This window comes from Vagococcus sp. WN80Y (assembly GCF_059621045.1).
This window is the reverse complement of record NZ_JCAQHY010000140.1, coordinates 23,287-45,207: the sequence shown is the minus strand read 5'-3', so window position 1 is coordinate 45,207 and position 21,921 is coordinate 23,287. Positions and strand designations below refer to the sequence as shown.

Genomic DNA, 21,921 nt, shown 5'->3' with positions numbered 1-21,921 from the left:
TTGGTCATAAATTGGCCTAATCAACTCAATGCACAAAAAATATCTTGGCGATTATCAGTTATTCTGATTGTCACCAAGATATTTTTCTGTTTTAAGAGAGTTTTGTCCCACCCTCTTTTTGATACTATTGAGCGATGTTAATCATCTGTCTCCATTGATAAAAGTAGGGCAACTCTAAGTTGAATACTTAAATGAGGATCATCAATTGACTTACCAAATAGTTGTGAACATTTGGTAATCCGATACTTGACTGTATTACGATGTATAAAGAGTTCCTCAGCTGTTTCTGTAATGCGGCATTGATTATTCAAATAGGTATTGAGAGTTTTTCTTAATTCTAAATCACTCTCATTATCAGGGTAAGCCAAATTCTTAAGCATGGCGATACAGAAATAGCGAATGTCATCGGCTGAAACATGTTCGACCAAGCTTTTAATGCCTTGATTTTCATACAAATAAAGTGGAGAATCATGGCGAGGATTGGCTTGTTTAAGACTTTCCATCGCTTCGTTGTAAGAAAAACGGAATAGGTGAATTTCAGCAACGGGGTTGCCAATACCAAAACTAACGGAGATTCCTAAACTGTTTTTGATAGTTTCATGAATGCCCATCAACATGCCTTGAACATCTTTTTCGGGCTTTTGAAAAAGCAATCCGACTCGCCGTTTGTTAGAAAGTGGAAAAGAAACAGTGCTGTTTGCATATTTTTTTGACTCTGTATAAAACCACTCAAACATTAATTCTTCGATTTCTTCGCTATGAAACTCGAATTGCTTCGGAATGGTCATTTCAGCAATTACTGCTCGGTAGCTATTACTTTTGATAATGTTAAATGGTTTTCCGTAATCAATCCAGTTGTCAATTTCCGGATCAACATCAAAATTTTTATCTGTTAACTTAGTGAAAAATTCTTTTTTAGCGGCACCTTCATTAATCATTAGGAGGTGATCCTTATAAATTGTATAAGATAAGACGCTAATGGCTTGTTCAATCGCAAGTTGAGAGAATGGGTACGGAAATTGATCGGATTTTAAAATAACTAGCATATGAGGGAAAATATGATTATTACCAATCGGATACATAGTGATTAATAATGACTGATCTTCTCCCGTTTCTTTAACAATTGAATGAGTTTTACCTTGATTATGGCTTTGACGAATCTCATCTTTTAATTCTTGGAAATGTTCTTGACTCAATAAATCATTCATCTTAAACCCACGGCTTGTTGCCTGAATTTCTCCAAAAGAATTTAAAATGAAAATAGGTCGTTTAATGAGTGAGCTTAAGTGATTGATTAGAGAGTTGACCGAAGCCCCTTTCATCATCATATTAGAAAATTTTCTCTGAATATCAAGGGCGAAATACATGAGCTCTGTGTGGTTGTCCCAAATATATGAGAGAAGCTGATGAGAAATATCACCTAATGTACGGGAAACTGGAATTTGAATCAGTGGAAATCCCAGTTCATCTGCAACGGCAATGATTTCTGGATCTAACTCGCTGATAAAGCGTCCGAGTTTAATGGCAATTCCTGCGCTTGGGAGCGCATTTAAGGTTCTGATTAATTCACAAAGTGCTAGAGGGTTATCCTTAAAGGCCATAGCAGTAGTTAATAGCAGAGCGTTTTGTGGCAAATAGCCAGACATATCTGGTGTTTCTGAAATTTCTATTGTATCAACAACACGTGATAAATCGGCGTGTTGATTAAGTAAGGTTAGATCGGAAAAACGTGGTACATCAAGTATTTCTTTTATCGTTGACATGCTAAAAACTCCTTCATTGTTCCATTACGTCTATTCTACTAAAAATAGGACTAAAGGGAAAGAAAAAGCTGAGAGGTAGAGTGGCTTTATTAGGTAAGAGGATCTATTTGCCTTTTTCTTGCTTTTATTACCTAGAAAGAGAGTGAGTCATTTTTATGAAAGGTGATATTAAGGGATTTTCAAAACTAATCTCATAATTTCGACGATTATATGAGTCATGTTAGCTGAATTAATGGTTTAATCTTAATTAGACAACCTAGTTAATAGTGTGATATAACTAAATAAATAGCAACCATTAAAAGTAGTTGCCAGCAGCGTGTGACAATTAATAGAAAAACAACATTCATTTAGACGATGTATGCTTTTAGCGTACATGAACGAATCGAGAAAAACTTAATATATAACGATGGTTAATACATATCTTTACTTTTAAGGATAAAATGAAGGTGGGAAATTATAATTTTCAAGGACCAAGCTGCTTGGAGTGGCAATGATAAAATAACTATTTTTAAAAACCAGACGTACGCTTTTAACGTACATAGACGAATCGAGAAAAATCAATAACGAGGTCTAGTGCACATCTTCCTTTTTAAGGATTAAAATGAAGGTGGAAAGCTTGTTTGATAGTTAGCCAAACCGATTCTTAAGGAGGTTGACTACTCAAATCAACAATGATAAAATAACGATATTTTGAAAGTGTATGTACACTTTTAGCGTACATGAGCAAATCGATAAAAAACGATGGCTAGTGTTTGTTTTCACTTTTTTGGCCTGAAATGAAAACAAAAGGTTATTTTACCAGCTAGATCAGCTCAATTTGGTAAGGATAAAATAACATTTTTTTGAAAAGCTGTGTATGCCTTTAGCGTACATGAACGAATCGAGAAAATGTAAATAAATAACGTAATAGATTATTAGCAGAGGCTGCTTAAAAGCGACCGACATAAATTAAAGAGAGACTCAACAGTGGTGACTTACCGAAAATTCGGATAAAGTCGTCACTGTTGAGTGTTTTTTATTGAAATTGGCTCTGGTTAGATGAAGAAATCACTCAGACTATCATGATAGTCTGTTAACTAAGATAGTACATTATCTTAATCTTACAGAAAAGGAGAGAGAACAGTGGCAATTAAACTTTATGATTCTGAATTAAATGTCATGGAGGTTATATGGGAGCACGGTGATTTAACTGTCCTAGAGATAGTCAAAATTTTAAAGGAAAAAATAGATTGGAATCGCAACACGACGTATACTGTAATAAAAAATGCATAAAAAAAGAAGTGATTGAACGTCGAGAGCCCAACTTTCTTTGTTATGAATTAGTTAGTAAGGAAGATATTCAAACGCAAGAAGCGACGTTATTGATAGATAAAATGTTTTCAGGTTCGGTTGAAAATTTATTGACAACTCTTGTAGGAAGTCAGTATATTTCTAAGGACGAGATTGAACACCTGAAGAGATACATCGACCAAATGGATGATGAGACTGATGGAAAAAATAGTTGAGTTGAATATAAAGGTGGGGGTATTCATTTTATTTCTGATAACTTGCTACAATTATTGGCGAATGATTTCCTATTTTAATGAAGCTGTTCCACTTGAGGCGTCATCTGAGCTTGAGCAACTAATGAGAGATCAAGCGTTATCAAGGAAGATTAAGCTAAAATCCTTTGATAAAATTTCCACTCCTTTAGTTATAGGAATCATTCATCCAACACTTATTTTTCCTAAAAATTTAGATTTTACTAAAAAAGATGAACTAGCTCATATTGTAACGCATGAATGTATCCATATTAAACGGTTTGACAATCTTATTAAGTTGATGATGATGGTTGCTTTATGTTTGTATTGGTGGAATCCATAGGAAATAGCTGTAAAAAAGCTTATTCACTTACCTTATTAGGAACAGTTGAAAAAAGGCAATCTTTTTTTTCAATCATGCAGACTTTCGCTAAATCCCCTTTACAAGAAAGGCTAAAATTTATTATGACCTATGAAACTAAAAGTAAATTGAATCGTTCTTTAGGCTATCTTCTTATTGGCTCTACTTTGACACTATTTGTAACAGTAACGACCATGTCAAAACAAGAAGCACAGCGTGTCGGATCAGAACAAACAGTCCCAGTGCTAGTACCCACGCCAACAGAAGGTAATAAACTGCCTCAAACAAAAGAAGAAGTGACTACTCGCATGACTAATGCAACAAATTACTATAAGAGTGCAGTGGGTACCTTTGAGGAGAGTTCTCAGAAGGGTAAGCATACTGTCGATTTTTCTGTTTTAAATGATGGAACGTATAAAACATATAAAAAAACGGTCAGTCAATATGAAGAGTCAAATACCACTTCGATTTATTTAAGTGATGATCGCTATCAGATAGAGTATCAGGAATTGGAAGATGGGAGACTAAGTGAAGTGAGTCGAGAAAGCATTGACCAAGATGCACTTAGTTCTTTAAAAGCAGCCAAGGATCATGTTACTACGTTGGCTAGTAGGCTCTCAAAAGATGAAGAGGGGAATTTGATGGTTGACTATAAAATACAGCCTTTAGATATCCGTTATTCTCAAAGCGTTCTACTTCCTGAGCAACTGGTTAGTCGTTACAATCCCACCAGTTACTACTTTGCCTGCATAAGGATCACGTTTACTAATTTTTTCCAGATAAGGCGCAATTTTCTTATCCAAAGTGGTTAGTGTAGCGGATACTACCCAGCTCTCTTTTGGCAGGTCTTTATAAAATTTTTCTGGTTTACCGAAAGCAGGATTTTGATCAGCAAGATGTTTCCAAAGTGACCAACTACCGCCGGGTTCATGGGTGATTGGGGCAGGATGGTCATTATCACCATAGGTTGTACTTTCAGTAATACTGCCATTTGTGACAAATACTAAGTCATTTTCGGTTAGATTAATATGTTTTTCTTGCCCACTGATTTCAACAACTAAAACATTCGCTTGTAATTGATTGTCTTGTTGTTCTACTAAAATATTTTTTACGGTTGTCTCATATTGAAAATGAACACCATGAGCTTCCAAGTATTTAACTAATGGCAATACTAAGGATTCGTATTGATTGTATTTGGTGAATTTTAAGGCAGATAAATCTGGCAGGCCGTCAATATGATGGATAAAGCGCATGATATAACGGCGCATCTCCAAAGCAGAATGCCATGTCTCAAAGGCAAACATAGAAGACCAATAAATCCAGAAATTTGATTCAAAAAACTCGTCAGAGAAGACATCAGTAATTTTTTTGTCTTGCAATAACTCTTCAGAGGTTAGAAAAAGTTTGACGATTTCTTCAGCAGCTTTATCAGACAGAGTGAACTGTCCATCAGTTGGGATGCGACGTCCACGATTTTCAATGACACGACAATTGGAAGAGTTAGGGTCCTCTTTATTGAGCCAGTAGAATTCGTCAAGTACAGAGGCGTCTTCTACTTCTAAAGAAGGCACAGAACGGAATAAATCCCACAAGCATTCAAAATGGTTTTCCATCTCACGACCACCGCGAATAATAAAGCCACGGCTGGGGTGATCGATCCCATCTAGGCTACCACCAGGAATTGGTAATTCTTCAAGAATATGGATATTTTCACCTTTCATTTGACCATCACGAACTAAAAAAGCGGCTGCTGAAAGTGAAGCTAAGCCCGAACCAACTAAATAAGCTGATTTTTGGTCAACATTTTCTGGTTTTTTAGGCCGTGTAAATGCTTCATAATTCCCATTACTTCTATACATAAGATACACCCTTTCTTCTTTTGTTACGTTTATTATGGAAGATAGAGTACCTTTTTGCAACTGTTAACCCCTCAAATAATTATTTGTTTGTATAACGGATATAATGTATTTGTAGAGAGGCAAAATTAACCAGTGTTATAAAAAACTATGAATGATGGATGAGAATTTAACAGGAAAGAATGGTTTGCTATCTCTTAGCTTTTAGAGGGGTCTTTTTTGTTATGCTTTTTTTTAAGAGCTTACTTATTTTGGCATAATGAACTAATTTTTTGTACTCTTTTTTTGATAGAATGACATTTGAGGAAAAAGGAATGTTAAAATGTCTGGTTAAGCGACGATAAGAGTCTTCTTGAGTGAGACTCTCTAGCTTCCATCTATAATAAAGAAGGTTAGAATTTTTGGGGAAAGTTGTTTCATAGATCCGCCAATAAAAAAGAATATCAGAGAGTCTATTTTCTAATTGTCTGTATTTAGTTCTTTTTAAGAACATCTCTCTAAATTCTCCTTTCTTGATTTAATGAGATTATTTCTTTGAGAAAGTATTTTTCCCAAGAAAAAACGTCAGTCTTTTAGACCAACGCTGATTTGAGTTGATTATTACGATAAGCGTCATAATTAGTATAGCATTAATTAATAAAAAAAGAAGAGATTCTTTTGTTGCTTGACTGTTAAAGTGACATTTTCAAGAAGACGAAGATATGATACACTAATAAGAAATAGGATGAAAAAAATGACTCAGTTAATGATTACTAAACCTAAAGCGTTTATTCAATTTTCAAATCAGCGGAGGGAAGAATTTAGTAGCTTCAATTTGCACGATTACTTCATTTTTTTGCTGATTTTAAGGCTCATGGTATTAGCACGTCGATGATGTTGGAGATGCTGATCGTTCTGAAAAATAGAGACTATATAAAAAGAGACGTTAATCCCAAAAGTAGACGAATGACTTTCATTTTTCTATCTGAAAAAATGATAAATTGCAAGCTACAGATGACAAACTAAAATCAATTTCAGGATTATATGTTGTAGGGAATGATGTCGCTGGATTCTATGAAAATAATACTGTTTATCCGTCATACGAGGGATTAGCAACAGGATTCGCTTGGAATTCAAGGCGAATTGCAGGAGAAGATGAGGCTAAAAAAGTAAAGTAACTAACAAAAAAATAGTCTTCCACTTGAACTAGTAATGATTGCTAATTCAAGTGGAAGACTATTTGGTTAAATGGTAACTATAGTCAAGTAAAGAGCTTATTTCTTTCATTGAAATACTACCATCAAGAGCTATAGAAAGCCAATTAGATTTGTTCATATGATAGGCAGGGAAAAAGCCTTCTTTTTGCCTGAGACTTCCGATTAGCTCGGGCTCAAGTTTAAGTGTGATAACATCTATTAGGTGATCTCCTTCTAGTCCGATTTTTTGGTGAGGAATTGTCATTATGATTCCATACCATTTTTGATTTTCTGTATGTCTTAGAACAGCTATTTTTGGAGAGCGTTTAAAAGGATAATCTGGAAGAGTTTGATAGGTAGTTTTCACATAAGTAAGTAATTGCTCTTTAGTCATTTTAGTCACCGTCATTCCAACTAGCTTTACTGAATGCTAATTTATTATTCCTAATTATATCAAAGATATCCCTATTTATCCCTACTAGTTACTCAATAATTTGAAAAATAGTGTCCAATGGTTGACGTTTTTTAGAGGTAGCTCCTTAGCTCGGTAACCGAAGCTAACCATATACAAAATCCCAAATTTGGTTGGATCTATTAAGGGTTTATCGGATAAATAGGCTTGATTAAAGCCTTCGATGGGACAGCTATCAATGCCCAAAAATTTAGCAGTAGTCACCATATCTGCTAAAAGTTTGAAGTCATTTTTCTGAAACTGTTGAAAAATGTTTATTGTCCTACTCTATTTTCAAGTGGAACTTCTATAATAGTCTCAAGAATAAGCGCCATATGATCGCTTGTTGAGGTTGCGTTTTTTCGAGACAGGGCAATAACAAAACGACTTGCTCTGCCAAGGCTATTTAAGGCTCCCCACGCAATTGTCCGGATGTCTTCTTTTAATAAGTAGAAATTTCCAAGGCTTGAATTCGAATGAGCTAGGAGAGAGTCGTGCTAATTCGATAATGGTTATAAAATCCTCGGTAGCAATTTTTTACTAAAATCAAACTTTTTGCAGGCATATCGTCGGTTCATAATAGTAATAATATCATTAGTTTTTGTCATAATATCTCAATCCTCTCTTGTAACTATTCTCATCATAACAACAAAGAAAAAAGATAGAAAGTACGGTAATTTTTTATAATAAATAGATATAGATTTCACTTAGTATCTAAAGTATACTGGTGGAAAGACATAAGCAAGGTAGGTTACCCATATGGAATGTCCTGTAAAAAACAACGGTAAATTTAATTAGTGGCAAATAGAAGCCAATTATTTTATTCCGTTTATTGAGAGGGAAAATGAGATTTAGTGAGATTCAGCGACAGCTATCTGGTATTATACACAAGTCATTAGTGAATCAATTGTAAATTTTGGAAAAAGATGGATTAATAAGTCGGACAGTTTACCAGTAGTTCCACCAAAAGTAGAATATGAATTGACGGAATTAGGAATGTCGATGAAAGAGATTCTTTTAACTATGTATCAGCGGGGCGTGGATTACGATAAGTCAGACTTGCGTGTGGATAGAAAATAAGCAGAGAGAAGAGGAAATATAATGTCAATCGAGGAGTATTTAACCGTAGTGGCAATGGAAGAATGTGCAGAAATTCAACACGTTTTATCTAAAGGATTAAGGTTTGGTTTTGATGACCATCCTGATAAAGCGAGTGCCACAAATGAAATAGTAGTGTTGATCGAATTTTATCAGTTGAGTGCAATGATTGAAGAACTCCAGAGGAAAGAAATTGTTACAGAATTTTCTCAAGAAAAAATTGCTGATATTAAGGCTGAAAAAATAAGAAAAGTTTACTATTATATGAAGTATTCTGTGGAAAAGGGCTTATTAAAAGACTAGCATCACTGGTTATTAATTGGCTTCCCCACATTTTAATGCTAAAATCTGATTAGTTGAGTCATGATTCTAGGAGGAGTGAAAATCATGATAAAAAAATTTGAAATTATTGGATGTAGTCTAATTGAGGCGACACCGTTTGTATTAAGTAACACAGTTGTTCTAATCCCGTATTTATTATTTTTAGAATTGAGTGATGGGCATAGTTCACTAAAAATTTTACCTTTTGTTTTATTCTATACCTGCAGAATGACCGGCATATTTTTGATTCGAGGGATAAGAATCGGGTTAGATAGTCGTAAGTTGTTGGTGTTATCTATTTGGTTTGGCGGAGTTGGAGCTTTTTTTGGTGTACTTGGTTCGTGGGTCTTTTTCTTTTATCTTCTTTCAGGAATATTTCTTGGGTTAAGTGCAGCGTGGTTTCAGCCTGCTAATTTAACGATCCATTATTATGAAAAAAAACAAGTGGCTACAATGACCACAGGCATGACTTATTTTTCGATACTATTACTATTGTTCAGCTTATTTTGGGGAATGAGGGTACCTAATCCTTTTCGCCAATTAGTTGTTTTGTTGCTATATAGCATATTCTATTTAGGGGCATATCAAGCGATTAAACGTCATCCCAAATACGAACTGGAACGAGTGAATCCTGCAAAAAAATTATTTGTTTCTAAGGAGCTTGTTGTTTTTGCGAGCTATTTTGTTTTATTATTTTTTCTGCGTAGTAGTCGGTTATTACGAGATGTAAATGAGTTGGACATAGCTGTTATTGGCTTTTCTGTTGTTTTTTGCATCGCTGTTATTTTACTAGGTCGAACTCATAAAATATGGCAATTACCTGTTTGGTTAAATGTCTTAACTTTTTTAAATGGGATGTTAGGTAATTTTCTCTTTCTATTTGGTTCGTTGTATGTTGGGGCAATTTATGGATTTGGGAAAGTGAGTATTTTAGTCTATTTGCCTTATGTGTTGGGGATGATTTTAGCAATGTTTGGTATGAAGCGTGTTTTTCAGTTTTTTTCTTCTAGTCACCCTATAACAGTTTTGTTGGTGGGACTTGCGCTTGGTTTAGGGCTATTTCTGGTTCCCAATTTTACGGCAGTTGCCTTATTTGCTATTAGCTTCTTTCGCAGCGGACTGAGTAGCTGGCTTAATGATTACTATTATCAGGAGGAACTTATTCCAGTGGATCAGCGACTTATGATAAAATTCGCAACGCAAAATAAAGGCAGTTTAACTCATCAATTTCTGTTAATGTCTAGTATGCTAGCCTTAACGACTTTTTTCGGGAAATCAGGTACATTGTTACTAGATATTACTAGTAAAGGGCCGGTTTCCGCTACAGAACTGACTGTTTTGAATCTAACTAAATGGTTAAGTTGTGTGGCACTTATTGGCGTAATAGTGGGAGTTTATGATTTATGGAGAAAGGCTACGAAGGAGCAGAAAAATGAAAAAATGAATTAGAAGCTGGTGAGATAAAAATGATGTGAGCAGTATTTAGACATATTTTTTAATTAATAGTTGCCAAACAATTTGAGGATGAGCGTTTGTCTCATCTTCTTTTTTATAATGATTTGTGTTGTCTCTTTTTTTTATTTTCTATTCGGTCTTTTTTTTGATCGTTGTTTAGGTTTGTTTTGAAGCTGTGAATGAGTTTCAGGTAGCAGTAAAAAATAAGGGGGAGCATTGCTAAGCCAATTACGCCAGTTACTAGGTCAAGAGTAGTTAGCTGATGCTGTTGTAAAACATAGATCAGCTTAGAAATAGCTATTAAACAGGCCAGTAGGTTAAGTACAAACAATAGGTATAGGTATAGATAAGGTAGTCTTTTTTTTATAAGTGAGACTTGTAAGCGTGTCATATGAACCTCCTTTAGTTTTTCCTTAATAGTAACACTTATTTATGACGAGCGCTGACAAATATTGAGGCGGTTGAATAGGTTTAACAAAAGTAAGCTCTATAATTATTTTCATTTATTGTCTAACAAATGGAACGTTAAATCATATAGTATAGTAGTGAGAGCAGAAAAGAGGGAAGAATGTGGAGCATCTGTTTGAAGAATATCACCAAATGGTGTATAGCTTATCATTTAAGTTGACGGGCAAGCAAGAGGAGGCGGACAATGTTTTCCAAGAAACATGGCTACAAGTTGCAAAGCATATCAGTCAATTAGATGAAACCAAAAATCCTAAGAATTGGTTGTATACGATTTGTCTAAATTGCTTTAGGCAACTACACAATCAGAAAAAACGGAAAAATTATTATGTGAAAAAGTACGCAAAAATGGAAGATTACGAGTATGAAATCACTGGTTTAGTTGCTAGAGAAACGGAAATAGTAGAACAATTGACGGAAAAAGAGCGCAAGGCTTATTTACACCAGATTATTTCTAATTTGAACGAGCTTTATCGAGTGCCTATCATTTTGTTCTATTTCGAAAATTTAAGTTACAATGACATAAGCGAGATGCTAGAATTGCCATTAACGACTCTTAAATATCGACTACACCGAGCAAAAAAATTAATCAAATCTGAAATGGAGGCGTATCAAAAGGATGAGAGAAGGTAAACCTAATTATATGAGTGCAGATGAATTAGTGACGAATTTTTCAGATGAATTTGAACAAGAGTTAAAGAATTTAAATGACGTACCCATTTGCGAGCCGTCATTAGATTTGATAGCTGAAACCCGTCAAAAAATGGTTCAAGTGATTAATCTTCAAGAATATGAACAGCAAGTCAAATTGAATGAAAGAAATCAATTGGATACAGAGGAACATTTATTGGATCGGATGATTCCTTTAACGCTGTTCATGAGTGCTCTACTGTTGATCGCATTGAGCGTATTGTCATACAGATTTTTAGAAGTTGGCACTTTAAAAAAAATGATTGTTTATACGAGTTTATTTTTTTCTGCAGAATCATTTTTATTAAGTGTTGTTATTAGCTGGAAGCAAAAGCAAGTTACACAAAGGAGACGAGATAAATGACAGAAATTGTATTTGTAATTGTTATCTTAATTGTACTATTATTATTTGGTGTAATAATTCCATTAGGATTAATTGGAAGTTGGGTATACAATGATGCTAAACAATTTCAGCGCATCAATGACTGGCTAACACCTAAAATGTGGGTAGTGATTGTTATTTTTAGTAACTATATGGGATTGATCATTTATCTGCTTGTCCGTAAAATATATACTCAAAAGCAAGCGGATTGTCAGATTTGTGGGTATTCTAATTTTAATGACGCCAATTTTTGTAATCGGTGTGGAGAGCCTTTAGATTGGCCCGCTGTAAGGGAAAAGCCGATTAATACATCGTATAAAAAGTTGATCATTGGCGGCTTAAGCTTATTTTTAACAATAGTGACGGTGATTGGTGGAAGTATTTTTTATGCAGCAACCACTAGTGCTCATCATTCGTTTTCAAGTGCTGTTTCCTGGTCTGTTGTAAAAAAAGGGGGAGTGAGGCAGGGCTTCTTAAGTAGAGAGTTTACTAAAATGGTTAAAACAAAAGAGAGATTTACTTTTACAAGTCAAGAGAATCATCCTGAGTTAAAGTATGAATTAAGGGCAAAAGAAGGGCAGATTAAGGTGGAAGTTCTGGATGAGAATGGGAAATCTGTTCTTAAACTGACAAGCCCATCAGAAGGAACGGCGACAAACGAATTAAAAACCAATAGAACTTATGAAGTGATTGTGCGTATTGATTCTGCGAAGAATGGTAAGTACTTGCTAGATTGGAAATAAATGAATAAGATCTATAGAAAAATGTCGATTAGTTAAAAAACGACCCTAAAATGGTAAAAAGTGTCTATTTTTAAATAAGGTTATCCGTTTTTATGTTTTATTTATATTAAATATTGCTTTTAATAATTGTTTAATTCTGTCATTTGTCTATTAAAATATATTGATTGCTCATCACTTCTCTTGACTAATAGCTTGAGTAAGGCCGATAATCTGAAGTAAGAGGGGAACTGACCCGTTTCAGTAGGTTAGGAGGAGATGACGAAATTGGCTGTTTTTTTAGATAAAAATGAAAAACGGGATTTAGAGATATTGTATCACTTGTATTCAGAAGACAAATTCTGGCCAGCTGAGGAATTGGCAAAAATGGTCAATTGCTCTGTTGCTAGTATTTACAACTCTATCTCTATCTTGAATGAATTAATTTTAGTAAATAGTGTTGGTTGTTGGATACAGATAGAAAAACGTTCAGGAATTAAAATACACACCTCTTCCTATGCAAGTGTCTATTATTTAGAGTGTTTATATATTGAACAAACAGTGACGTATCAGTTATTGACTAAGTTATTTCATGGTCAAGTCGAATCAATTGAACAGTTACAAGAAGATTTTTATTTATCTCGAAGTACTATCTATCGTAAACTTACAATAATCGAAAAGTTTTTGAATCAAAATGGGTTTATTTTTTCAAAAAATGACATGGTTATTATTGGATCAGAATCTAGCATTCGTGAATTTTTTTATCTATTTTATATTTCTTTAGCAGATGAGCATATCTGGCCATTTCAAACGGTCTCTTTTACATCGTTAGAAGAAAGACTAGCAAAAATCGTGGAACAAGCAGCTCTAAAAATATCCTATCCTGAAAAACTGAGAATTATCTATCGAATGGCAGTCAATGCTGTTCGATTTCAGCAAAATAAGTATATTACCGAGTTGCCTGAAATCGTTCAAATTGCGCCTAATTTAGAATTTGAGTTGAAAAATGTAAAAGAGTTATTTTTAGAAGAGGTCCCACATGAATATGAAGCTTTAGAATTTAAGGCGTTATCATTAATCTATTTAACTTATAGTGGTTCGCTGGATGTAGATGAGACGCTAGAGATAGAAGAGGCGGTCTTGTGGAATGACACAAAGAAAACAAAGGCATATGAACTAGTCACCAATCTATTAGCAAGGATATCAGATAAGTATCCAAAGCTAGAACTGTCGAAGTTATTTTCGTCACCAGTCTTAATTTATCAATTATTAGCAGTTGCGAATTACAGCCTACTTTATCCAGAACTAGATGTTGACATAGATCTTAATGATCGCTGGAATAAACGGTTTCGTTCTCTCACATATTCGTCACTAGATAGACCGAAATTCACAGAAGTGTTGTGGGATTCAATTTCATTGGTTCATGAAGAAAATAATGGTATTTTGATCAATCCACATCATGTTTTCTATTTTATTTACTCTGTTTTTAGTCAAAATTTTGACTTAAGATTATTCGAAACAAGTATAAAAATTAAACTAATCATGGAAGTAGGCGGTTTAAGTGAGAGTGACTTGAAAGAAAAACTTAGCCGTTTTCTTCCTCATAATGTTGAAATAGTAACAAGTAATACTCGACATGATGAAACGACAGCATATGATTTAATTATCTCGGACTTATCACATCTAATCGTTGACTATTCAGAAACAAAAGAACAATACATCTGGGCTTTCCCGCCAACTGCGAGAGATTGGCAAGCAATTAAGCAGATAGTAGAAAGACTACAATTAAATAACACGTAAAAAATCTCCAGATGTCTTTGTACCAACATCTGGGGATTTTTTTATTCATGTTGATACATAACGCTAATTCCAGCTAAAATGATATCTAGTGATCGAGTGAAACTTTCTTCAATATCAATAGGCTGACCAAAACCTTGGTTCACTTGGAGTATAGAAAACCCGTGCATCATACTGCGGAGGAGTCTAATTGTATGAATAGTTTCGTCATCTGATAAATTGTAACTTGCTAAAACTCTAGCAAAAATCGAAATAATGTCAGTTGATAGAGTATCTGCACGAGAGCTTTTCCACTGATGAACAAGCTGGGTGCTTTCGTATAATCCAGGATTATTTATTGCGAATCTAAGATAGGCGGTACCCATAGAACGCAACGCATTTCCACCAGATAGGCCGACAGCTGATTCAAGTAAAGTGTTTTTCAGGTCGCTTAAACCACGGATAATGAGGAGCTCGTGGAGTTCGTTTAGGCCGTCAATATGATTGTATAGCGAAGGCGTTTTTATGTTTAATTCTGTGGCTAATTTTTTTAAACTTATGTGTTGAAAACCGTCTTGATCAGATAATGTGATGGCTTTATCGATAATAAGAGCTTGAGTAATTGTCCTTTTTTTACGCATTGTTTTCCTTTCTTAACTTGTTTTCTGCTCGTGTGATTGCTTTTTCGAATAGTATTTTAGGGTGATGGAGAATAGGACCATGACCGATTGCTAGTGCCGCTACGTTCATTTGGCTTAATTTTTTTGCGGTTTCAATGGCTACTTTTTTATTCCAGGTAACAAAAGATGGAAATGGGAAAGTAAGTCTTAATTCTCCAGTGACTGTCAAACTTGGACGTGTGTGAAAGGCGTCGCCAGCAATAAGTATCTGTGAGCGTTCGTCATAAAAAGCCATTGCTCTTAAAGAGCCAACATAATCATTCTCAACGAGTTTTTTATCTGGAACTAGATTTAAATTTTTAGCGAATCCGCCTTTAATAGGACTTTTGGGTTCATTATCGCGTAAACTGAAATCACCTGCCATGAGTGCAGAATCTCGCTCTGATATGCAAACAACAGTTGTTGGGAAGGTGCTTTTTAAGACCTCAAGACCTCCAATATGATCCCCATGTGGATGAGTTAAGAGGATTCTAGTTAGTGGTTTTCCTATCAGAGAAACCGTGTTGATAATTTTTTGATAGCCTATACCAATTCCTGTATCAACCAGTGTCAGGCTGTCTTTTTCCTCAACTAAGTAGCAATTGATGGGAAATAGTCTTGGGAAAAAGGTTAATTGATAAACCGATTCTATTTTTGTTAATTTCATAGTTCTCCTCCTAACTTAATTAGTATTATAACTAATTAAGTTAGTTTTTTCAATGGTTGTAATTATGTAGAAATAGTTGATTGATATAGTTAATACAATTTCAGTAGTTTTGAGCACATCATTCAGTAATGAAGTGATAAATAAGTTATACTTACTATATAAAAGGAAAGAAAGGGTGAGCGTCATGAAAGTTGGAAATGTTCTAATTATAGTTGAAATTTTGTTAGTTATTGTTCTATATATCGGTTTCTATCTAGTCATTTTTATAGGACGACTTAAAAGTAAATTTATTAAAATAAAAACACAGACGCTTCCTTTAAAACCAGAAAAAAATTTTCCGACGAAAACTAAATTGAACCAATTTAACTAATCTGCTATTTTTTGTATTACTTTACTGTTAAGCTCTAAGAAAAGTCACAGATTATTCGCTAATAATTAGTGGCATCACAAGCTAAAGTCCGTTAAACTTAAGATAAGTATATGAAAAGTAGGGGATTTTATGGGAAAAAGTCAACAAAAATGGCAAGTAAAAATGATGAAGCTAATGCATGGCCGCTACGGTCAGATGGATACACTGAACAAACATTTATTAGTTGTAAGTTTTAGTTTGATGTTTGTTATTATTTTTTTTAGATATTCGTTAATAAGTATGCTTGAGTTTATTGGACTTGCTGTCGTGTATTATCGGTTACTTTCAAAAAGAATTTATATACGTAGTAATGAGAATCAAAAATATTTGAAGTGGTTAATCAAGATTAAAAAGCCATTTGTTTTTAGATTAAATCAATTTAAGCAACGTAAGGCTTAAGTGTACTAATTGTAAACAAGCAGTTAGAGTCCCTCGAAATCGTGGGAAGATTATGATTACTTGTCCAAGTTGTCATGAGAAATTTGAGAGAAAAACGTATTAAAGGCAAGTGACGTTAAATAAGATAAACGCATCAAATCACTATTATTAAGAAGTGATTTGATGCGTTTTGTTTGATTGGAGGCATTTTTATTTATGAGTTAATATTATCTAACCGTGAGTGATTCTCTTTAAAAAATCATTAATGACATCAAAATATAAGTCTGGATCGTATAGAATTGACGAAAAGTGCGGAGCATCTTGAAAAACCACTAACTCTTTTTTTCCCTGTGTTGCAGCCATATTTTTTTTGGACATTGTCAATGGAACAAAACTATCAGCATCGCCATGAATAAAAAGGACCGGCAAGTGATTTTGTTTTAATTGTTGAGAGGCAGAGGCAGCATAAATGGTGAAGCCTAGTTTGAACTTAACAACGTAATTAAAGAAAGGTAGGATGGGAATCCAAGTGGGGATCTTAAAAGCTGAGCTTAATAAATAAGTGAAGAGATCTGGTAGAGAGGTGTAGCCACAATCCGCTATAATACCATGAACTATATCAGGTACTTTTTCCCCACTAGCCATTAAAACAGTAGCAGCTCCCATAGAGTCGCCAAACCAAATAATCTCAGCTGGTTTTTTCGTTGATATAAGAAAGTTAGTCCAACTTAATACGTCACGGCGTTCTAGCCATCCCATAGTTATGTAACGTCCATCACTAGCGCCATGAGCTCGTTGATCAACTATTAAACAGTTGTACCCTTGAGTTATTAACTGACTAGCTATATAGGCGTTGTCTGTTTTACCACTAGTGCGATAGCCGTGAAAACAAATTACCCATTTTTGACTTGGTTCAGTTGCAAAAAGAAGACGACCTCGCAATGTTAATTCATCAAACGAGTGAATTTCTACATGCTCTTTGGCTTTCTCCCAATATTTTTCAGCAATTTCTTTTTGAAAAGTCTCACGTTTTACGATTAAATCGTCGTGTTCAGCATCAATATCACTATTAACCTGGCTGTGAGCAACATCCTTAAACCATTTATTTTCTCGATCAAAAACACCATTAAATAAAAAGTGAGCAATGAAAATTAATGCACAAAAAATAATGATACTGATAATAGTTAGTAAAATTAGAACAAATTTCATCAGACTTCTCCCCTTAAGAAGGTTTAATTAGTGTCTTTATTATAGCACATATGCTGGATATGACAGTGATTCTATACAGATAAATCAGAGTTATGGTACTATATAATAGAATGAACAATCAATTGAAACGTGTCTAGTTTTATAAAAAGAAATGAGGAGAGGAATATGGAAGAGAGAGGAAAAAAAAGATGGACAACAGCTATTATGCTCATTTGTCTGGCTGCGACACTTAACAGTTTGAGTCAAGTTTTTTGGAAACTGGGAGATATGCACAGTTTAAAAGGAATTTTATTATTGATTTTAGGGTTAGTAATATCTGGTGCGGGCATGATTTTCATGATGATTTCATTTAGATTTGGGGAAGTGTCAATTTTACAACCGATGATGAGTATTGGTTTTGCTCTATCGATTGTTTTTGGTTCACTATTTTTTTCTGAGACGATTACCATTAATAAATTAATTGGTACAGGGATAATCATTATTGGTGCTGCGCTACTTAACAACGAAGGAAAGAAAGGTGGTAAGTGATGACGTGGTTCGTAGGGATTATTTTGTTATTGACGACAACCCTTACAGGGAGTGTTGGGGCATTGTATTTAAAAAAGGCGATGAATGACATGCCAGAGTTAACTGTTAGAAATGTTTTGCGTTCAGGAGCGGCCTACTTAGGACTCTTTTTTTACGTATTAAGTGCGATAACGACCATTATTTTATTAGGATCATTTGAATATTCTGTTGTTTTTCCAATGACGTCCCTTTCTTATGTTTGGACTGCAATGATTTCTGTATTGGTTTTTCATGAACAGCTAACGCCGAAAAAAGTATTGGCAATTTTGTTCATCATTATTGGTATTTTTGTGTTGAGTCAGTAATAATGAGTTTAGGAGATTTGAGACAAATTGATAATTTAGTAGATAAGCGTCAAATTAGGAGAGAGTGGGGGCTAAAAGATGAATCAAGAAAAGTTTTGGGCAATAATTGAGACGACAATTGAAACTTACAATCACACGATGGCATCTTACTTGGAGGAGCTTACTTTCCAGTTGGAGATGCTATCAAAAGAAGATGTGGCAATTTGGGATAATTATTTTGAAGCATACATGCAATTAGCTTATAAGGAGAAATTATGGGCTGGGGCCTTTATTTTAAATAAAGGAGAGTGTAGTGATGATAGTTTTGACACTTTCCGAGCTTGGCTAATCTCTATGGGGAAAGAGTACTATTTTGAAATGCTCGAACATGTCGATAATTTGGCAGATTTAATAGTATCGCATCCTGAAAGTTATGTGGCACGTTTTGAAGAAATAATGTATGTGGGGCAAGATGTTTTTATGGCCAAAGTTATTCGAGAAGAGCCAGAGGAGGATGCAGAAACTGGCTATTTTCAAAGTCTTGCTGAGCATTCATTGTCGCAAGTCGAATTAAATATGCTTTATCATGACATCATTTACGATCGAAACATGGATGCTGAATGGGATGAACATGGTTTAAAACGATTGAAGCCAGAATTACCTAAATTATTTTCTAATTATTGGAGATATATGGATAAAAATGCGAGTAAGTGGGAGTTATCTACTCATAGTGATGATTTTTTTAGTGAAAAGATGATGGATGAATGGGTTGATTAATGTGAAAAAGATGAGTGTTTTGCAATGAATATGAAAAAATAAAAAAATCAGACTTAGGTCTGTTTTTTTTATTTTTTAATAGAGGTATACTTGTCACAATAAGAAAACTAATTGTAACTAAAAAGTAACAAAAGGAAATAATCGTTACAATTTAATCTTAGAATGACGGAATGGAGGAAAATAAAAATGATGAAGAGAACAGGATGGTTGGTTGCTTTATTGATAGTTGCGGCAATTGGGATGGCGAGTATTGTGTCTTATAACAGTATTATAGGAAAGGAAGCCGAGGTTGATAGTCAGTGGGCAAATGTAGAATCGAAATTACAGCGCCGATATGATTTAGTACCAAATCTGGTTAGTGCGGTTAAAGGGAGTATGAAGCATGAGGAAAAGATTTTGACCAATATTACAGAAGCACGTACTAAATTATCTGGAGCAAAATCAGTAAAAGAAGTTTCAGAAGCAAATAGCGAGATGGAGGGCGCGTTGTCACAGTTACTAGTGGTGATGGAAAACTATCCAGATCTTAAATCATCTGACAATGTCAAGACTTTAATGACTCAGCTAGAAGGGACTGAAAATCGTATTTCGGTTGAGCGAGATCGCTATAATGCTTCTGTTAAGGATTACAATTTAACGATCCGTAAGTTTCCAAAATCAATATTTGCCAAAGTTTTAGGATTTGATAAAAAAGACTTTTTTGAAGCGGATAAGGGAGCAGAGGTCGTCCCCGTTGTAGAGTTGGAAAACTAATTAAAATGATGTGATGAAATTGTGAGTGCTTGTTTTAGAGAACAATTATCTTATCATGTGAGGAGAGTGGAGAGAATGAAAAAGTTAAGTAAGGGATTAGCATTACTTGTTGTTTTGTTTGGTTTATCGTTAATAGTCGTGACAAAAGTTCACGCTCAAGAGACTATCTTCGTTGAAGATAAGGCTGGGATTCTATCGGACAAAGACGAACAGTATATTCACGAATTAAATGAAACGACTTTTAAGCAATTAGAAGGTAGCCCGCAATATGCAGTGGTGACACTTAATAGCTTAAAAGGCGAAAGCATTGAAAGTTATGCTGAGAAGAAATTTCAAGCGTTAGGAGTTGGCAATAAGGAAACTAATAATGGCTTCTTATTTGTTATCTCACTTGAAGATCGTGAGTATCGGCTAGAAACAGGCTATGGAGTTGAAGCTGTTATCACAGATGGCATGAAGGACGATGTTATCACAGATCAGATCGAGGATTACTTAAAATCAGAACAATATGAGCAGGCCGTGATGGCCGTGTCAAGAAATATAGAGGGATTGGTCAAAGAGCGTTACGGTAATTACGCAGCTTCAGTTTTGGCTATTCAAAATAGAAAAGCCAGAAACAAACAAATTGGTGTTACTATATTAGTTGTATTTGCTAGTTTGGGTCTTGTGATGGTGCTTATGTTATTGGGCTATCTTGTACGAAAAAGAAAGATTCAGCGTCAGTTAGAACATTATGTTAGTCCTAACTTAAAAGTTAGAGTTTATCGTCGTTCTACGTCATTCAACGAGATAACGATAGGAGGTGGAACGGTTGGTAAGTTTAAAGACTATCAATTGTCTAAAATAGCTGCAACAAAGTTAATTAAACAACCCAATACTTCAGCTGTATTAAAAGATGAGCAGATGGTTAAACAATTGTTGGCCACTTGTTTAGTGGAGGATGTGGTCATCGCTTATTGGTCTAGCAACAAGGCGACTAATTTGTATGAGGTTGATATTTATTTAGTTCATGAGAAGATTCAAGATATGGTTAGAGAGTATGGTAATCAGCTTTTTTCATCTGATATTATGACTAAAAATCCTTTGTTTTCTACTAGTGGTCACCAATTGATTGAGCCCTATATGAACTGCTTGACTGCTGATCATAAACGAGCTTTAGAGATTACTGAGTGCAATAAATCAATCGCTAAAGAGGCGTCTTTTGCTTTTTTGAAAGCGAAACAGATTGCTTTCAAAGATGGTGTAGATCAGCAGCTGATGGTAGGGTTAATGACTTACTTCTTATTAGAAGGTCGAAATTTAGCTGAAGAAGGAGCTGTAAATCGTGATTTTTTAAGTGATATGACTCTTTCAAATGCTTATAAAAAAGCAAAGAAAAAACGTCGTGATATTGAGTCTGGTTATCGTCGCCAAGCGCTCTCTGATTTAGATCATATGGTGATTGGCGGGTATTATATGCAGCAAGCAATGAGTTGGTCAAATTATTCTTCTAGTGGTTCTGATGGTGGAGGGGCATCATTTGGCGGCGGCTCTAGTGGTGGCGGTGGTTTTTCTGGAGGGTGGTAAGTGAAAATACCTTGCGCTATTTTAGTTAGAATTAGAGTTGTTCGGTTGTAATGATTCGTGCTTTCATCAATGCTTGACGAATAAATAATCCGACAAATGATGCTCCAACTGCTTTGATAATCCCAGGAATAATAAAGGCGATAAAGCCACTGGAAAGGGCTACTTGCCAAGTCATGTTGGCAGAAAATTTTAACCAAAAAGTGCCAAAGAATAAAGTAATCAAGGCGCCTATTGTATTAGCGATAATGGCCCAAGAAAGTGTATATCGAGTTCGTTTTAAAATAAGACCTGTGATTAATGTATTAAAAATGAAGCCGACTAAATATCCGCCTGTAGGCCCAAATAAGCTACTAATACCTGATGAAAAGCCAGCAAAAACTGGTAAACCAATAATTCCCATGAGTAAATAGAGAAGTACAGCAATCGTGCTATTAATTGGTGATAGGATAGTTGCGACGATTCCAACCGCAAATGTTTGCCCAGTCAAAGGGACGATACCTAAGGGAATGGTGAATTGAGCTATGATGCCAATCACTACAGCGAATTGAGCATTTATTATCATTTGTTTCAATTTTTTGTTTCTCATAATGAGTCACTCACTTTCTAATGTTAACCTATTT

The 21,921-nt window shown here is 34.7% G+C and carries 26 protein-coding genes and 1 pseudogene; 19 read left to right on the top strand and 8 right to left on the bottom strand.

What is annotated here, in order from left to right:
* Window positions 1-137: 137 nt before the first annotated feature.
* Window positions 138-1,763, bottom strand: coding sequence for a PucR family transcriptional regulator (locus AC5KOD_RS08550; protein ID WP_496914129.1), 1,626 nt, complete (start codon window positions 1,761-1,763; stop codon window positions 138-140).
* Between the two features lie 1,122 nt (window positions 1,764-2,885).
* On the opposite strand from AC5KOD_RS08550, the gene AC5KOD_RS08545 reads away from it, so the two are divergent.
* From AC5KOD_RS08545 to AC5KOD_RS08530, 4 genes are read left to right on the top strand one after another with little or no spacing between them, the layout of a single operon-like run.
* Window positions 2,886-3,035 carry a BlaI/MecI/CopY family transcriptional regulator gene (locus AC5KOD_RS08545; RefSeq protein WP_496914128.1) on the top strand — a complete coding sequence of 50 codons (150 nt, stop codon included), beginning with the start codon at window positions 2,886-2,888 and terminating at the stop codon, window positions 3,033-3,035.
* An 8-nt stretch (window positions 3,036-3,043) separates the two neighbouring features.
* The gene (locus AC5KOD_RS08540) at window positions 3,044-3,268 is read left to right on the top strand and encodes a BlaI/MecI/CopY family transcriptional regulator (protein WP_496914127.1); all 225 of its coding nucleotides are present in this window, start codon (window positions 3,044-3,046) and stop codon (window positions 3,266-3,268) included.
* Complete coding sequence (locus AC5KOD_RS08535; protein ID WP_496914126.1) at window positions 3,252-3,626, top strand: M56 family metallopeptidase; 375 nt, start codon at window positions 3,252-3,254, stop codon at window positions 3,624-3,626. Before AC5KOD_RS08540 ends, AC5KOD_RS08535 begins: the two co-directional genes overlap by 17 nt.
* Window positions 3,602-4,456, top strand: coding sequence for a hypothetical protein (locus AC5KOD_RS08530; protein ID WP_496914125.1), 855 nt, complete (start codon window positions 3,602-3,604; stop codon window positions 4,454-4,456). Before AC5KOD_RS08535 ends, AC5KOD_RS08530 begins: the two co-directional genes overlap by 25 nt.
* Here AC5KOD_RS08530 and AC5KOD_RS08525 read toward each other — a convergent pair.
* Window positions 4,361-5,503, bottom strand: a pseudogene (locus tag AC5KOD_RS08525) (oleate hydratase); the annotation flags it as partial. The gene AC5KOD_RS08530 and the pseudogene AC5KOD_RS08525 overlap by 96 nt on opposite strands.
* A 977-nt stretch (window positions 5,504-6,480) precedes the next feature.
* Here AC5KOD_RS08525 and AC5KOD_RS08520 point away from each other — a divergent pair.
* Window positions 6,481-6,657 (top strand): hypothetical protein, encoded by a 177-nt coding sequence (locus AC5KOD_RS08520; protein WP_496914124.1) that lies wholly within the window; start codon window positions 6,481-6,483, stop codon window positions 6,655-6,657.
* 58 nt (window positions 6,658-6,715) lie between these two features.
* Here the strand turns inward: AC5KOD_RS08520 and AC5KOD_RS08515 are convergent, their stop codons facing one another.
* Together AC5KOD_RS08515 and AC5KOD_RS08510 are read right to left on the bottom strand one after the other, a co-directional pair.
* Window positions 6,716-7,069: an MmcQ/YjbR family DNA-binding protein gene (locus tag AC5KOD_RS08515; protein WP_496914123.1), complete on the bottom strand. Its 354-nt coding sequence runs from the start codon at window positions 7,067-7,069 to the stop codon at window positions 6,716-6,718.
* Window positions 7,070-7,528: 459 nt separating this feature from the next.
* Complete coding sequence (locus AC5KOD_RS08510; RefSeq protein WP_496914131.1) at window positions 7,529-7,633, bottom strand: hypothetical protein; 105 nt, start codon at window positions 7,631-7,633, stop codon at window positions 7,529-7,531.
* Window positions 7,634-7,970: 337 nt separating this feature from the next.
* On the opposite strand from AC5KOD_RS08510, the gene AC5KOD_RS08505 reads away from it, so the two are divergent.
* The 8 genes from AC5KOD_RS08505 (at window position 7,971) to AC5KOD_RS08470 (ending at window position 14,056) form a co-directional block, all read left to right on the top strand.
* Window positions 7,971-8,039, top strand: coding sequence for a hypothetical protein (locus AC5KOD_RS08505; protein WP_496914130.1), 69 nt, complete (start codon window positions 7,971-7,973; stop codon window positions 8,037-8,039).
* A gap of 68 nt (window positions 8,040-8,107) precedes the next feature.
* Window positions 8,108-8,206, top strand: a complete 99-nt coding sequence (locus AC5KOD_RS08500) for a hypothetical protein (RefSeq protein ID WP_496914122.1) — start codon at window positions 8,108-8,110, stop codon at window positions 8,204-8,206.
* A gap of 21 nt (window positions 8,207-8,227) precedes the next feature.
* Window positions 8,228-8,527 carry a hypothetical protein gene (locus AC5KOD_RS08495; protein WP_496914121.1) on the top strand — a complete coding sequence of 100 codons (300 nt, stop codon included), beginning with the start codon at window positions 8,228-8,230 and terminating at the stop codon, window positions 8,525-8,527.
* Window positions 8,528-8,611: 84 nt separating this feature from the next.
* On the top strand, window positions 8,612-9,994 hold the full coding sequence (locus AC5KOD_RS08490; RefSeq protein ID WP_496914120.1) for a hypothetical protein: 1,383 nt from the start codon (window positions 8,612-8,614) through the stop codon (window positions 9,992-9,994).
* A 576-nt stretch (window positions 9,995-10,570) separates the two neighbouring features.
* A complete protein-coding gene (locus AC5KOD_RS08485) occupies window positions 10,571-11,098 on the top strand; it encodes an RNA polymerase sigma factor (RefSeq protein WP_496914119.1) in 528 nt (175 codons plus the stop codon).
* The gene (locus tag AC5KOD_RS08480) at window positions 11,085-11,519 is read left to right on the top strand and encodes a hypothetical protein (RefSeq protein ID WP_496914118.1); all 435 of its coding nucleotides are present in this window, start codon (window positions 11,085-11,087) and stop codon (window positions 11,517-11,519) included. Before AC5KOD_RS08485 ends, AC5KOD_RS08480 begins: the two co-directional genes overlap by 14 nt.
* Window positions 11,516-12,280: a hypothetical protein gene (locus tag AC5KOD_RS08475; protein WP_496914117.1), complete on the top strand. Its 765-nt coding sequence runs from the start codon at window positions 11,516-11,518 to the stop codon at window positions 12,278-12,280. The genes AC5KOD_RS08480 and AC5KOD_RS08475 overlap by 4 nt, the downstream gene beginning before the upstream one ends.
* A 255-nt stretch (window positions 12,281-12,535) precedes the next feature.
* On the top strand, window positions 12,536-14,056 hold the full coding sequence (locus tag AC5KOD_RS08470) for an AcpB/EbpR/MafR family transcriptional regulator (protein ID WP_496914116.1): 1,521 nt from the start codon (window positions 12,536-12,538) through the stop codon (window positions 14,054-14,056).
* Between the two features lie 41 nt (window positions 14,057-14,097).
* On the opposite strand, the gene AC5KOD_RS08465 is transcribed toward AC5KOD_RS08470, so the two are convergent.
* Together AC5KOD_RS08465 and AC5KOD_RS08460 are read right to left on the bottom strand one after the other, a co-directional pair.
* A complete protein-coding gene (locus AC5KOD_RS08465; protein WP_496914115.1) occupies window positions 14,098-14,673 on the bottom strand; it encodes a TetR/AcrR family transcriptional regulator in 576 nt (191 codons plus the stop codon).
* Window positions 14,666-15,358, bottom strand: coding sequence for an MBL fold metallo-hydrolase (locus AC5KOD_RS08460; RefSeq protein ID WP_496914114.1), 693 nt, complete (start codon window positions 15,356-15,358; stop codon window positions 14,666-14,668). Before AC5KOD_RS08460 ends, AC5KOD_RS08465 begins: the two co-directional genes overlap by 8 nt.
* A 499-nt stretch (window positions 15,359-15,857) precedes the next feature.
* Here AC5KOD_RS08460 and AC5KOD_RS08455 point away from each other — a divergent pair, with 499 nt between their 5' ends.
* A complete protein-coding gene (locus AC5KOD_RS08455; RefSeq protein ID WP_496914113.1) occupies window positions 15,858-16,166 on the top strand; it encodes a hypothetical protein in 309 nt (102 codons plus the stop codon).
* Window positions 16,167-16,376: 210 nt separating this feature from the next.
* Here the strand turns inward: AC5KOD_RS08455 and AC5KOD_RS08450 are convergent, their stop codons facing one another.
* Window positions 16,377-17,354, bottom strand: coding sequence for an alpha/beta hydrolase (locus tag AC5KOD_RS08450; RefSeq protein ID WP_496914112.1), 978 nt, complete (start codon window positions 17,352-17,354; stop codon window positions 16,377-16,379).
* A 165-nt stretch (window positions 17,355-17,519) separates the two neighbouring features.
* On the opposite strand from AC5KOD_RS08450, the gene AC5KOD_RS08445 reads away from it, so the two are divergent.
* From AC5KOD_RS08445 to AC5KOD_RS08425, 5 genes are all read left to right on the top strand, one after another.
* Window positions 17,520-17,882: an EamA family transporter gene (locus AC5KOD_RS08445; RefSeq protein ID WP_496914111.1), complete on the top strand. Its 363-nt coding sequence runs from the start codon at window positions 17,520-17,522 to the stop codon at window positions 17,880-17,882.
* Window positions 17,882-18,226: an EamA family transporter gene (locus tag AC5KOD_RS08440; RefSeq protein WP_496914110.1), complete on the top strand. Its 345-nt coding sequence runs from the start codon at window positions 17,882-17,884 to the stop codon at window positions 18,224-18,226. Before AC5KOD_RS08445 ends, AC5KOD_RS08440 begins: the two co-directional genes overlap by 1 nt.
* 78 nt (window positions 18,227-18,304) lie before the next feature.
* Complete coding sequence (locus AC5KOD_RS08435; RefSeq protein WP_496914109.1) at window positions 18,305-18,982, top strand: DUF4240 domain-containing protein; 678 nt, start codon at window positions 18,305-18,307, stop codon at window positions 18,980-18,982.
* Between the two features lie 186 nt (window positions 18,983-19,168).
* Complete coding sequence (locus AC5KOD_RS08430; protein ID WP_496914108.1) at window positions 19,169-19,735, top strand: LemA family protein; 567 nt, start codon at window positions 19,169-19,171, stop codon at window positions 19,733-19,735.
* 75 nt (window positions 19,736-19,810) lie between these two features.
* The gene (locus AC5KOD_RS08425; protein WP_496914107.1) at window positions 19,811-21,301 is read left to right on the top strand and encodes a TPM domain-containing protein; all 1,491 of its coding nucleotides are present in this window, start codon (window positions 19,811-19,813) and stop codon (window positions 21,299-21,301) included.
* Between the two features lie 31 nt (window positions 21,302-21,332).
* On the opposite strand, the gene AC5KOD_RS08420 is transcribed toward AC5KOD_RS08425, so the two are convergent.
* A complete protein-coding gene (locus AC5KOD_RS08420) occupies window positions 21,333-21,887 on the bottom strand; it encodes a biotin transporter BioY (protein WP_496914106.1) in 555 nt (184 codons plus the stop codon).
* Between the last annotated feature and the right edge of the window lie 34 nt (window positions 21,888-21,921).